Source organism: Anoxybacillus mongoliensis (assembly GCF_014201515.1).
Lineage (GTDB): Bacteria > Bacillota > Bacilli > Bacillales > Anoxybacillaceae > Anoxybacillus > Anoxybacillus mongoliensis.
This window is the reverse complement of record NZ_JACHEQ010000012.1, coordinates 24,915-38,825: the sequence shown is the minus strand read 5'-3', so window position 1 is coordinate 38,825 and position 13,911 is coordinate 24,915. Positions and strand designations below refer to the sequence as shown.

The 13,911-nt window shown below is 43.2% G+C and carries 12 protein-coding genes; 1 reads left to right on the top strand and 11 read right to left on the bottom strand.

Annotation, left to right across the window (positions count from 1 at the left end):
- Positions 1 to 3: 3 nt before the first annotated feature.
- The 3 genes from uvrB to HNR43_RS10735 form a co-directional block, all read right to left on the bottom strand.
- Positions 4 to 1,977 (bottom strand): excinuclease ABC subunit UvrB, encoded by a 1,974-nt coding sequence (gene uvrB, locus HNR43_RS10745; protein WP_425486538.1) that lies wholly within the window; start codon positions 1,975 to 1,977, stop codon positions 4 to 6.
- Between the two features lie 107 nt (positions 1,978 to 2,084).
- Positions 2,085 to 2,309, bottom strand: a complete 225-nt coding sequence (locus HNR43_RS10740; RefSeq protein ID WP_021093720.1) for a CsbA family protein — start codon at positions 2,307 to 2,309, stop codon at positions 2,085 to 2,087.
- 1 nt (position 2,310) lies between these two features.
- On the bottom strand, positions 2,311 to 3,474 hold the full coding sequence (locus tag HNR43_RS10735) for a PDZ domain-containing protein (protein WP_425486537.1): 1,164 nt from the start codon (positions 3,472 to 3,474) through the stop codon (positions 2,311 to 2,313).
- Positions 3,475 to 3,653: 179 nt separating this feature from the next.
- Here HNR43_RS10735 and HNR43_RS10730 point away from each other — a divergent pair, with 179 nt between their 5' ends.
- A complete protein-coding gene (locus HNR43_RS10730; protein WP_183243783.1) occupies positions 3,654 to 4,082 on the top strand; it encodes a MerR family transcriptional regulator in 429 nt (142 codons plus the stop codon).
- Between the two features lie 36 nt (positions 4,083 to 4,118).
- Here the strand turns inward: HNR43_RS10730 and HNR43_RS10725 are convergent, their stop codons facing one another.
- The 8 genes from HNR43_RS10725 to secA form a co-directional block, all read right to left on the bottom strand.
- Positions 4,119 to 5,555 (bottom strand): S41 family peptidase, encoded by a 1,437-nt coding sequence (locus tag HNR43_RS10725; RefSeq protein ID WP_183243781.1) that lies wholly within the window; start codon positions 5,553 to 5,555, stop codon positions 4,119 to 4,121.
- 174 nt (positions 5,556 to 5,729) lie between these two features.
- Positions 5,730 to 6,995 carry a PcsB-like coiled-coil domain-containing protein gene (locus HNR43_RS10720; protein WP_183243779.1) on the bottom strand — a complete coding sequence of 422 codons (1,266 nt, stop codon included), beginning with the start codon at positions 6,993 to 6,995 and terminating at the stop codon, positions 5,730 to 5,732.
- Between the two features lie 19 nt (positions 6,996 to 7,014).
- On the bottom strand, positions 7,015 to 7,908 hold the full coding sequence (gene ftsX, locus HNR43_RS10715) for a permease-like cell division protein FtsX (protein WP_183243777.1): 894 nt from the start codon (positions 7,906 to 7,908) through the stop codon (positions 7,015 to 7,017).
- A complete protein-coding gene (gene ftsE, locus HNR43_RS10710; RefSeq protein ID WP_183243775.1) occupies positions 7,898 to 8,584 on the bottom strand; it encodes a cell division ATP-binding protein FtsE in 687 nt (228 codons plus the stop codon). The genes ftsX and ftsE overlap by 11 nt, the downstream gene beginning before the upstream one ends.
- Before the next feature lie 160 nt (positions 8,585 to 8,744).
- Entirely contained in the window at positions 8,745 to 9,071 is a 327-nt protein-coding gene (cccB, locus tag HNR43_RS10705; RefSeq protein WP_183243773.1) for a cytochrome c551, read from the bottom strand.
- Between the two features lie 59 nt (positions 9,072 to 9,130).
- Positions 9,131 to 9,991 carry a YitT family protein gene (locus HNR43_RS10700; protein ID WP_183243771.1) on the bottom strand — a complete coding sequence of 287 codons (861 nt, stop codon included), beginning with the start codon at positions 9,989 to 9,991 and terminating at the stop codon, positions 9,131 to 9,133.
- A gap of 129 nt (positions 9,992 to 10,120) precedes the next feature.
- Positions 10,121 to 11,228, bottom strand: a protein-coding gene (prfB, locus tag HNR43_RS10695; protein WP_183243843.1) for a peptide chain release factor 2 whose coding sequence is annotated in 2 segments (ribosomal slippage) — positions 10,121 to 11,155 and positions 11,157 to 11,228 — 1,107 coding nt in all. Because the reading frame shifts where the segments join, the coding sequence is not laid out codon by codon here.
- A gap of 80 nt (positions 11,229 to 11,308) precedes the next feature.
- Positions 11,309 to 13,813 (bottom strand): preprotein translocase subunit SecA, encoded by a 2,505-nt coding sequence (gene secA / locus HNR43_RS10690; protein ID WP_183243769.1) that lies wholly within the window; start codon positions 13,811 to 13,813, stop codon positions 11,309 to 11,311.
- Positions 13,814 to 13,911: the final 98 nt, after the last annotated feature.

Here is a 13,911-nt window from a genome sequence, read left to right as displayed (position 1 = left end):
CGATTACACCTCAGCTTTCAATTCTAAAATGAGATCGCGCAGTTCCGCAGCACGTTCAAAATGAAGCGCTTTTGCTGCTTCTTTCATTTCGTGTTCGAGTTTGGCAATGAGCGCAAGGCGTTCTTCTTTTGATAAATGACGAACATCTTTCGTTTCATACGTTTCTTTTTCTTCCGCAGCAAATGTGGCACGAATGACATCTGGAATGTCTTTTTGAATCGTTTTTGGCACGATGCCGTGCTCGCGGTTATACGCTTCTTGAATGGCGCGTCGCCGCTTCGTTTCATTGATCGCAATTTCCATTGATTTCGTGATCGTATCAGCATACATAATGACGTGACCGTTCGCATTGCGCGCTGCCCGCCCAATCGTTTGAATAAGCGAACGTTCAGAACGTAAAAACCCTTCTTTATCGGCATCTAAAATCGCGACAAGCGACACTTCTGGAATATCGAGCCCTTCCCGCAATAAGTTAATGCCGACGAGCACATCATATTTGCCTAATCGTAAGTCGCGAATAATTTCAATTCGTTCTAGCGTCTTAATTTCCGAATGCAAATACGCCACTTGAATACCGATATCTTTTAAATAATCGGTTAAATCTTCCGCCATTTTTTTCGTCAACGTCGTCACAAGGGTTCGTTCTTTGCGCTCTATGCGCTTTTGAATTTCATCAACTAAATCGTCAATTTGTCCCGCAATTGGTCGCACATCAATCGTCGGGTCTAACAATCCTGTCGGACGAATAATTTGTTCGACAACTTCTGGACAATGTTCCAGTTCATACGGACCCGGTGTCGCAGAAACGTAAATGACTTGATTCACTTTTTGTTCAAATTCTTCAAACGTCAATGGACGGTTATCGAGCGCCGACGGCAAACGAAAGCCGTGTTCAACAAGCACTTCTTTTCTCGCCTTGTCACCGTTATACATGCCACGAATTTGCGGCAATGTCACATGCGATTCGTCGATGACAATTAAAAAGTCGTCAGGAAAATAATCTAGCAACGTATAAGGCGTTGAACCCGATGGACGCAACGTTAAATGGCGCGAATAGTTTTCGATGCCTGAACAAAAGCCCATTTCTTTCATCATTTCAATATCGTAGCGCGTCCGCTGTTCTAAACGTTGCGCTTCAAGTAATTTTCCTTGCTCACGCAGCTCGCGAAGCCGTTCTTCTAATTCCTTTTCAATATTTTCAATGGCGATTCTCATTTTCTCTTCACGCGTGACGAAGTGAGAGGCTGGGAAAATCGCCACATGTTCTCGCTCTGCCATCACATGTCCTGTGAGTGCATCTACTTCGCGAATACGCTCAATTTCATCACCAAAAAACTCAATGCGAATACAATGTTCATCCCGTGAGGCAGGGAAGATTTCGACAACATCTCCGCGCACCCGAAACGTTCCGCGACGAAAATCAATATCGTTTCGTTCATATTGAATGTCGACAAGGCGACGAAGCAAATGATCGCGCTCGATTTCCATACCGACGCGAAGTGAAACGACAAGTTCGCGATATTCCTCAGGCGAACCTAAACCATAAATACACGAAACGCTGGCAATAATAATGACGTCGCGTCGTTCAAATAGCGCAGACGTTGCGGAATGTCGCAATTTATCAATTTCGTCGTTGATGCTTGCATCTTTTTCAATGTACGTATCCGTTTGCGGCACGTACGCTTCCGGCTGATAATAATCGTAATAACTAACAAAATATTCGACCGCGTTATTGGGAAAAAATTGTTTAAACTCGCTATATAGCTGCCCCGCTAAAGTTTTATTATGAGCGATGACTAACGTCGGTTTATTTACTTGTTGAATCACGTTTGAAATCGTAAATGTTTTTCCTGTTCCTGTTGCCCCAAGCAACGTTTGATGCTTTTTTCCTTGCTGAATGCCTTCGACAAGCTTCGCGATCGCTTTCGGCTGATCGCCCTGCGGCTTATAAGCGGATACTAATTGAAATGTGTCCACAATCGTCCCTCCACTTCATTTCTACCTCGTATTGTACCACATAACGAAAGCGAAAAGCGAAAAATACGAACAAATATTCTATGAAAAAACCTGCCCATTTGGACAGGTTATGATTGTTTTTGCTTCTCTACCATTTGCTTCGCATATAAAAATCCGACAATAAGCGACGCTAAATCGGCGACAATTTCATATAACTGGTCGGTATATCCTTTCACATATGATGCCACTAACAATGCGACAGTAAGCAACGTACCGACATAATGGTTATACGTCACTCTCGTAAATAAAATAACTAACAACGCTGGTACAATTAACGCTAATACAAACCACATACTATCCCTCATCTCTTACGAATAACAGCCCGAGTTCATGATGTTCCCCTTCAAATAAAGCCGTTTGCGCAAAGCGAACTTCCCCGTTCTCGTTCAATACTTCTAGTTTACAAAACGCACGATTTTGCTGCAACGCTGCATAAAATTCGTCTTCCGTCACAACAGGCGTGCCGTTTACCTTCGCAATCACTTCTCCAACTGAAAGCGCCATTTTATGTGCTGGCGTATTCGGTAACACTCCTAAAATAACAAGTCCATTCGTTCGCTTTGTAAAATATGGTGGACGTTTTTGTTCATATAGTTTAGCGGATAAAGCGATCCATTCTCTCCATACGATTGCCACAACAGCACTAACGATTGCAAGCGGCTTCAACCAATAGCTACCGATAGCCAATAAGCTAACAACCGATGCCAACCAACCGATGCGTTTCGCTGTCCATTTCGTTAAATGAACAGGCATTTCTGTTTGCACCCGTTGAGAAAAACCGAGGAAAAACGGCACAAGCACAAACGAATACGCATCACCACCTGGAATGATCGGCCACCATGACGCAAACGATTGCACGTCATCTCCTAGTACAGGGATCATCAATGGGACAAGCCAGAGCCGCTGAACGACTTGCTCACCGATCATAAGCCCTCGCTTACTTGTCACAAGGCGAGGGGAACTGAGCTCTGCTCCTTCACGGTAAACGAGCCACGTCTCTATAAATAAAAGCAAGCCCATAAGAAGCGCTAATGCCGTCACGTTCGTTTCTGTGATGTTCGGGAAAAAACGAGTAAAAAACGGCTTTGCCCATTCCATTTGCGCAAAAAAACTAACGGTAAATATAACGATACTACCTACATATGCAGGCGACAACAGCCGAAGCTGCATAAAAAAACTGCACACGATTGTAACCAAAGCCCAAAAGACGAGCGTGTCGTTCGGGAGCACAACCCCAGCCCCGACGGTTACGATCGAAAAGATGAGTGCGAACCAGCTGCGTGAACGAATGAGTGCACGCCATTCACGCGATGTTCGGTAGACGCGCGTATGAAAATCTCGTCTTTCACGTTGCACGCGCAGCCAGCCAATAAACCACGCAAATATGATTGCATAATATAACAAAGGTTGCATCCAAAACGTTCCGAGCGCTTTCAACCACGCAAATCCCCATTCCATTTCCATCAACTCCATTTTTTCCGATCGTCTATTTTGTATTGTAACAAATTTCAAACGTTTATGGTTGACGAAAATTCACTTTCTTTGCCGAATGAACACTAGTTTTGTCAACAAACAAGGAATTTCATGAAAAATGTCTAACTGTTTGTTCATATATCATTCGGAAGGAGCGTGGAACGATGGAGTTAAAGACGAGCGCAGTGGCAAAGAGGCTTGGGGTATCAACAAAAACGGTGCAACGTTGGGTGAAAAAATATAAAATTCCATGCACAAAAAACGAAGCAGGTCATTACGTATTTACGAACGAAGCGATCGAACAATTAGAAAAATATAAATTTCTTGGCATCGATGAAGAAGAAAAAGAGCATGCTGAGTGGGAAGAAGTAGAACAACGATTACACGAACTGGAACGGAAAATCGAACAAAAAGCAGATGATGTCGTCTCCTTTCAATTGCTGCAACATCGCCGCGAAATGGAAGAAATGCTCCACTATATGCAACAGCTCGAACAACGCATCACACAACTTGAAAAACAAAAACAAATCGAACCAGCTATCGAGCAACCAACAAAACAAAAACGACGTGGCATTATTAGCTTCTTTTTATAAAAACTCCCCCTCGCCTTCATCGGCAAGGGGGTTTGTTTACTTTCCAATGAGTTGTAACGCTTTTTTCAATTGCTCGTCATATCGTTCGTCGCGAACGGCTTCCATCACTTTTGTTTGCAATACGTCCGCCGTTTGTTTATCAATTTTTCCTGTCGGTTGTAAGCCGTTTGCTTTTTGAAACGATTGAACGGCTTGTTCCGTTTGCTTGCTGAAGTAGCCATCTTCGCGACCTGGATCAAAACCGAGACCTTTTAACATTTGTTGCGCGCTTTTCACTTGTTCGTTATTCATGTCATATACTAAAGGTTTGTCGATTTGAAGCGGATGCGCATAGAAAAAGTCTGGCTGTTTCACTTTAACATCCGGCTCAATTCCTTTTTTATGAATCCAATTCCCATTTGGAGTGAGCCATTTATATAACGTTAATTTAATATGGCTACCGTCATCCATCGGTAACGCTTGTTGAACTGTTCCTTTTCCGAACGTTTTTTCACCGATGAGCATATAACCGCCTGCTTCTTTTAACGCTGCCGCTAAAATTTCTGATGCTGAAGCACTTCCGTTGTCAATAAGCACGACAATTGGATAATCTTTTTTCTTCGTCATATTTGAAAAGAACTGTTGTTTATCCCCGTCGCGTTCTTCAATTTGCACGTACGGTTTATCTTTTGTCACAAGCTCTTTCAAAATGTCTTCAACACTTTGTAAATACCCGCCCGGATTGCCGCGCACGTCGATGATGAGCCCAGCCATTCCTTTTTTCTCAAATTCAGATAACTTCTTTTTAAAATCTTCAGCCGTTTTTTCTGCAAATGATGTAATTTCAATATAGCCGATTTGTTTGCCGTTTACTTCTTTCATTGACGCATATACCGTTTCAATCGGAATTTCATCGCGAACGACTTCAATCGTTAATACGCCGCTTACCCCCGGACGAATGACTTCCAAACGAGCGACCGTTCCTTTTTTTCCACGAATTTTTAATACCGCTTCATATAAATCAAGTCCTTCTAAACTTTCGCCATTGACTTTAATAATTTGATCATTCGGACGAAGCCCTGCTTTTTCCGCTGGCGACCCTTTAAATGGGGCAACGATCGTCACTTTGCCGTCAACCATGCTGACTTCCGCTCCGATGCCTTCAAATGAAGAATCGAGCGACTCGTTAAACCGCTCCGCTGTTTCTTTATCCATATAAACGGAATACGGGTCTTTTAGTGTTGCAATCATTCCTTGAATCGCTCCATCAATGAGTTGCTTTTCATCTACGTTTTGAACGTATTTTTGTTTAATCATGCTGTATGCTTGTTCAATTTTTTGAAGCTCTTCATTCGTTGGCTTTTCTGTTGTCGTTGGTATATCGATTGTGATCGTCGACGTATCGCCAGAAAGCGACTGCATTCCAACATACGTCACGCCTGACCCGAACAACATCGATAAAGCCATGAGTGCTGCGATTGTTTTTTTGTTCATATTGTGCCTCCTCACCCTTCGATACATGAAAGGCATCACACCGTGTGCGATGCCTGTTTGCTTTCATTATATGAATAGCTTGTACCGTTCATAACTTATAAAGATGTATTTATTTTACACCGATCGTACCATTTTCTCAACCAATACGTAAAAGCACAGCAGACAAGCTGTGCTTTAAAACGGAACGTATTGCATTGGATCTACCGCGTTTGATTTCGACGCATTCCACGGTCCACGATGCAACTCGAAATGTAAGTGCGCACCAAAGGAACGTCCTGTATTGCCCATATAGCCAATCATTTGTCCTTTGCTTACGTTTTGTCCTTCACCGACAAGGCGTGATTCTAGGTGAGCATATACCGTCGTATATACTTGTCCATTAACATAATGCATGATAAAAATGACGTTGCCATAGCTTGATGAGTAGTACGAACGATACACATAACCGTCAGCTGCTGCAACGACAGGAACGCTAGAGCCTCGTTTGCCGATGTCTACACCGTAATGGAATTCACCCCAACGTGGCCCAAATGTCGATGTGATTGGACCGTTTGCTGGACGCATAAACGCCCCATCTGACACAGGTGGCAAACTGCCCTCACTGCTTTCAGACGAACCGCGGCTTGACAATGCGCGTTTCCGTGCTTCTTCTTGTTCCTTCTGGCGACGAATCATTTCTTGTAATTGGTTTTTCATCGCCGCTTCTTGTTTTTCAAGCAACTCTTTTTCTTCTTCTAACGCGAGCTGTTTTTCTTCTTCATGTTTTTGTTCTTCTTTTAACTGTGCCATTAATTTTTCTTTCGCTGCAATTTGTTCGTTTAACGTTTGTTTTAGTTTTTGTAGCTCATTGAGCTGTTCTTGTAAGCTGACTAATTTGTCATTTAATTGCTTTTCTTTCGCTTCTTTTAACGTCTTATCCGCTTCTTGTTCTTTAATGATTTGACGGTCCGCCTCAAAAATAGTTGCCACCGCACTCATGCGATCAATAAAATCGCTAAAACTTTTCGCTCCGAGCAATACATCTAAATAACTCACGACACCGCCGCTTTCTTGTAGAGAACGCGCCCGCTCTTTCAACAATTCGTTACGCTGTTCAATGCGCGCTGTCACTTCCTCGATTTCTTTTCGAAGTGCAACAATTTGTTGTTTTGTTTCTTCAATATTTTGTTGTTTCGCACGAATGTTAGCGCTCGTTTCTTCCACAGCTAAATCAAGTTTTTTGATTTCTGCATTCACTTTTTCTTGTTCAGCTTTTAACCGAGCAATTTCTTGTTGTGACTGTTCTAGTTTGCTTTCAATTGATGACTGCTTTTGTTGCACATTTTGAATTTGTTGTTTCTTTTGTTGAATATCGCGTTTCGTTACCGCATACGCGGGCGCAGCAACAGTTGAAACAAGCAGCGTCAAAGCTACCACAATCGTTCCCCATCTTTTTCGCACCGTAAACCCCTCTCTCTTTCTATACTTTTAAAAATCGTCTGACGGACATCATGCTTCCCCACATGCCGATGCATGCACCTAATAAGACGAGCACAGCTGCCAATTGCCATGCGAACGGATAAAAAGGAAGTAACTGAAAAAATGTATCTTTCAACTTTGGATATAGTAAATCAAATACATAAGAGTAAGCAGAAAGAACGATCGTAATCGGAACAATCGCTCCGAAAACGCCAAGCCATAGCCCTTCGAGGAAAAACGGCCAACGAATGAACCCGTTTGTCGCACCTACTAATCTCATAATCTCAATTTCGCGACGACGAGCAAAAATCGTAATTTTAATCGTATTTGAGATGAGAAACATCGCTGTGAATAACAACCCAATAATAAGTGCTAATCCGACATTACGAATCGTTTTCGTAGCGGCAAATAGCTTTTCAATTTGCCCTTTTCCATATTTTACTTTACCGACAGATGGCAACGGTTCAATTTGTTTTGCGATTTTTTCTGTATCGAGCGGATTTTTTGCTTTTACAATAAATACGTCACTCAACGGATTGTCTTGTTCAAATAGACGAAACGATTGACCATCTTCTCCAAAGCTTTCAATCAATTTTTGTAGCTCTTCATCTTTAGATGAATACGTCACTTTTTCCACGCCAGAAAGAGCTTCAAGCTTGGCTCGAAGCGCGTCTTTGTCTGCGTCTGTCGCACTTAAGTCGACGTGTACACGAATTTCCACGTCACGCTCAATTTGTTTTGTGATGTGTTGGATATTGAGCATAATGACGAGAAACACGCCAACAAGCAAGAGCGTCACCGTCACCGCACTAATGGATGCAAACGTCATCCAACCATTTCGTCCGAGACTTTTGAAACTTTCACGAAAATGACGGCGAAGGGTGTTAAGCCTCATAACCGTACTCCCCCTTCACTTCATCGCGTACAATTTTCCCACGCTCAATCGCAATAACGCGCTTGCGAATCGTATTGACAATTTCGCGGTTATGCGTCGCCATAACAATCGTCGTTCCACGATCATTAATACGCTCGAAAATATCCATTATTTCCCACGATGTATCCGGATCTAAATTTCCTGTCGGCTCGTCCGCAATGACAATCGACGGATTGTTGACGATCGAACGCGCAATCGACACGCGTTGTTGCTCCCCACCAGACAATTCATCGGGATAAAAGCGCGCTTTATGTTTTAATCTGACTAAATCAAGCACTTCCATGACGCGCTTGCGAATGTTTTTTGGCGATTCTTCAATCACTTCCAAAGCAAACGCGACGTTTTCATATACCGTTAGCTTTGGAAGAAGCTTGAAGTCTTGAAAGACGATTCCGATGTTTCGGCGAAGCAACGGCACTTTGCTGTCTTTTATATTCGCTAAGTTCACGCCGTTAATCATAATTTTTCCGCTTGTCGGCTTTTCTTCGCGATACATCATTTTAATAAACGTCGATTTCCCAGCACCGCTCGGACCGACGACATACACAAATTCGCCTTGTTTAATACGAATAGAAATTCCATTTAACGCAATGACTCCGTTTGGGTATGTTTTATATACATCTTGCATTTCGATCATAAGCAACCACCTAATTATTCGATCTTTTTCTACATATTCCTGCAAAATTCTTACCTTGTTCATTATATCATCATTTCCGACAGAAAAGGGGCGAATTTTATTTACAGTTATATTTCAGGACTGTTACAAATGAAAAGAGGATGCGTCAATGTGCATCCTCTTACTTTTTCGTCGCTAGCCATTCAGCTACTTTATCAACATCGTCTCCTTGGAGTAAGCCACCTGGCATACCACCACGACCGTTTGCGATAATGTTTTTAATTTCTTCTTGTGAATATTTTCCACCCACTTTATCAAGCGCTGGACCAACGCCGCCTTCTAAGTTTTGTCCGTGACAGCTTGCGCACGTTTTTTTGTAAACGGCTTCTGCAGCTGAAGTTGTGTCCCCGCCGCCATTTGTTGTTTTTTCGCCCGCGCTATCCCCTCCGCCACAGGCAGCTAACACGATCGCTGTGCCAGCGAATAAGCTAAGTAGCTTTTTCTTCATACACAAGTCCCCCTTGTAAACATTTTCATACATTTCTATTATATCGCATCGTTTTTACGTTAGGCACGTTTAAATCCTTCTCCAAGCACTTCTGCCGCATCCATAACAACGACAAATGCAGACGGATCAATGGTTTTGACTAATTGTTTCAATTTTGTGAACTCACTTTGTGCTACAACACACATAAGAACAGGTCGCTCTTTTTCTGTATATCCGCCGTATGCATGTAGTTTTGTCACACCGCGGTCAATTTTATGCAAAATTGCTTCCCGCACTTGTTCTTCTTTTTCTGTAATAATCATCGCCATTTTTGAATTACCGAAACCAACTTGAACAAAATCAATCGTTTTGCTCGTCACAAATAACGCAATGAGTGCATATAACGCCCGTTCTAAGTCAAAGACGAGTGCAGCTGTTAAAACAATTAAGCCATCAATTAAAATGACGCACGTCCCTAACGATAACCCTGTATATTTATGAATAATTTGAGCAGCTAAGTCAGTTCCTCCTGTTGATGCACGACCGCGGAACACAATGCCTAATCCGATGCCGACGCCAATGCCGCCAAATAATGCCCCAAGCAATGGATCGTGCGTTGCTGGTGCAGCATCATGTGTCAAATAAACGACAAACGGCAGAAAGGCAGTGCCAACTAATGTTTTGACGCCAAACTGTTTACCCAGCAGCACCACGCCTGCAATGAATAGCGGGATATTAAGCGCCCATTGCACATAAGCAGGCTGCCATCCGAGCGTCGCATGTAAAATCGTACTAATGCCGCTCACCCCACCTGATGCGACACGATTCGGAAGCAAAAATAAATTGAATGCAACAGCCACAACGGCTGAACCGACAAGAATGTATACATATTCCAATATTTTTTCAACGACTGGATTTGTTATGTTGTTTCGTTTACGCATGCCTCTCACCTTCCCAAGAGAGTATAGCATGCCCCCATGTAGGAAGTAAATGACATCGAATTAACGCAATAATGATTTAATATAGTAAAGTTGACAAAGGAAGAAAAAGGGCGACCTAAAACATCTAGGTCACCCTTGTTTTAACTTCGAACGTAAATAGGCGTCAATAAAGACATCAATTTCTCCGTCCATCACCGCTTGTACGTTTCCAACTTCCGTGTTTGTTCGATGATCTTTTACGAGCGAGTATGGATGGAAGACGTACGAGCGAATTTGGCTTCCCCAGCCAATTTCTTTTTGTTCACCGCGAATTTCTGCGAGCTCCGCCTGTTGTTCTTCTAGTTTCTTTTGGTACAACTTCGCTTTCAACATGTTCATCGCTTTTTCGCGGTTTTTAATTTGCGAACGCTCCGATTGACACGTAACAACAATACCTGTCGGGATATGTGTAATACGTACAGCTGAGTCAGTCGTATTGACGTGCTGGCCACCGGCACCGCTTGAACGATACGTATCCACTTTTATTTCATCTGGACGCACGTCAATTTCAATGTTGTCATCAAATTCAGGTACCACTTCACACGAAACGAACGATGTATGACGGCGACCGGAAGCGTCAAATGGTGAGATGCGGACGAGACGATGCACGCCTTTTTCCGCTTTTAAATATCCGTATGCATTATGCCCTTTAATTAACAACGTGACGCTTTTAACCCCCGCTTCCTCACCAGGCAAATAATCGAGCGTTTCCACTTTATATCCTTTTTTCTCCGCCCAGCGCGTGTACATACGCAACAACATCGACGCCCAATCTTGCGACTCTGTTCCACCGGCGCCAGGATGAAGCTCTAAAATGGCGTTATTTTTATCGTACGGCTCATTTAATAGGAGCTGTAGTTCAAACTCACTAAAATCTTTCGATAGCTTTTTCGCTTCAGCTACGAGCTCTTTTTGTAAATCTTCGTCTGGTTCTTCTTTCACAAGCTCGTATGTTACTTCTAAATTTTCAAATCGCTCTTCAAGTGAACGAAACTCGCCGACTAAATCTTTGAGCGCATTAGCCTCACTAATCACCGCTTGAGCTGCTTTTTGATCGTCCCAAAAATGAGGCGCAGCCATTTGCGCTTCTAGTTGTTCAATGCGCGCTTCTTTCGTTTCGAGGTCAAAGAGACCCCCTAATATCCGCTAATCGCTTAGCCATTTTTTCAAGCTCTTGCTTAATTTCTACTAAATCAATCATGTCCTTCACCTCAACCATTATTGTATGCAAACGTCTCGACGGACGCAACATAACGAAAGCGAGGGAACATCCCTCACTTATCGTCCGCAACAATGTTTATATTTTTTTCCGCTTCCGCACGGGCACGGATCATTTCGGCCGACTTCCGCCGCTTTTTTCACCGGCTTGCGTTTTACTTCATCGCCTTCTTTCGGATGAACAGCTTCTCCTTTGGCTACTTCTTGTCGCTCAAGATTGCTTTCGATTTCCGCTTTCATGATATAGCGGGCGACTTCTTCTTCGATAGAAGCGATCATCGCTTCAAACATCGCATACCCTTCCATTTGATATTCACGCAATGGATCAATTTGACCGTACGCACGTAGATGAATGCCTTGACGAAGCTGTTCCATCGCATCGATATGTTCCATCCATTTCATATCGACCGCACGTAAAACGATGACGCGTTCAAACTCGCGCATTTGTTCCGCTGGAATGCGGTTTTCTTTTTCATCGTAACGTGTACGTACTTTATTCCAAATGAATTCAATCATCTCTTCTGGATCTTTGCCGCGCAAATCGTTGACAGTTACGTCTCCTTCAGGAAGAAGGTTCGCTTGCACATAATCAACGATCGCTTGCACGTTCCATTCTTCTGGCATTTCTTCATCTGGCGTATGCATACGAACAACGCGCTCAATGACCGATTGAATCATTTTTTCAACGATGTCGCGTAAGTTTTCAGAATCGAGCACTTGGAAACGTTGACGATAAATAATTTCACGTTGTTCGCGCAATACATCGTCGTACTGCAACAGTTGTTTACGCGCATCAAAGTTGTTTCCTTCGACACGTTTTTGTGCCGATTCAACCGCCTTTGATACGATTTTACTTTGAATTGGCTGTGAATCATCCATGCCTAAACGATCCATCATTGCCATCATATTTTCTGAACCGAAACGACGCATGAGCTCGTCTTCAAGCGACAAGTAAAATTGCGATACCCCTGGATCTCCTTGACGACCAGAACGTCCGCGCAGCTGGTTGTCGATGCGGCGGCTTTCGTGACGCTCTGTACCGATAACGGCTAAACCGCCAAGTTCGCGCACCCCTTCGCCGAGCTTAATATCCGTACCGCGTCCAGCCATATTTGTCGCAATCGTTACCGCACCTTTTTGACCAGCTTGTGCAATAATTTCTGCCTCTTTCGCATGGTTTTTCGCGTTTAACACGTTATGGCGAATGCCGCGCTTCGTTAACATGTTCGACAATAATTCGGACGTTTCGATGGATACCGTACCGACGAGGACAGGTTGTCCTTTTGCGTGACGTTCTGCGATGTCTTCGACAACAGCGCGAAACTTCCCTTCCATCGTACGATAAATTAAATCTGGACGGTCATCGCGAATAACTGGTTTATTTGTTGGAATGACAACGACTTGCATATTGTAAATGTTGCGAAACTCTTCTTCTTCTGTTTTCGCGGTTCCCGTCATCCCCGCAAGCTTTTCATACATACGGAAATAGTTTTGGAACGTAATTGTCGCAAGCGTCATCGATTCATTTTGAATTTCAAGCCCTTCTTTTGCTTCAATCGCCTGATGAAGCCCATCGCTATAGCGACGTCCGCGCATCAGACGACCTGTAAACGGGTCGACAATGACGACTTTTCCATCTTCGACAACGTAATCAACATCGCGCTGCATGACAACGTGCGCACGCAAAGCCTGGTTAATATGATGGTTTAACGTCACATGTTTTAAATCAAATAAGTTATCAATGCCAAATGCGCGCTCCGCTTTGTTCATTCCTTCTTCAGTAAGCTGAACGCTTTTCGTTTTTTCATCATACGTATAATCGACATCACGTTTTAATGTACGCACAAACGCGTTCGCTTGAATGTACAATTTCGTAGATTTTTGTGCTGTACCTGAAATAATGAGTGGCGTACGCGCTTCGTCAATTAAAATCGAGTCGACTTCGTCAATGATTGCATAATGAAGCGGACGTTGCACCATATGTTCTTTATATAGCACCATGTTGTCGCGCAAATAGTCGAAGCCAAATTCGTTATTCGTTCCGTATGTAATATCTGCATTATAAGCCGCTTGCTTTTCTTCACGCGACATATTCGTTAAATTCAATCCGACAGATAATCCCAAAAATTGATATAACTTACCCATTTCTGTCGCGTCCCGGCTCGCTAAATATTCGTTTACCGTGACGACATGAACACCTTTTCCAGTTAACGCATTTAAATATACCGGCATCGTTGCGGTTAATGTTTTTCCTTCCCCCGTCTTCATTTCAGCAATATTGCCTTCATGAAGTGCGATGCCCCCCATTAATTGCACTTTATACGGATACATGCCAAGCACACGCTTCGCTGCTTCGCGAACGACCGCAAAGGCTTCCACAAGCAAATCATCAAGTGTTTCACCTTTTTCGAGACGCGCCTTAAACTCTTCCGTTTTTTGACGCAACTCGTCGTCAGAAAGCTGTGCCATTTGTGGACCGAGCGCATCAATGTCATTCGCTATTTTCTCCAATCGTGCAATTTGCCGTTTATTCGGATCAAACACTTTTTTGAACATTCCAAGCATACAAAAACGCTCCTTGCTTATATAGTCGCTAATTACCATCATATCACTTACAAGAAAAGGTGACAACTCATACGAAAGACAAAGAAGAACGACGGAAA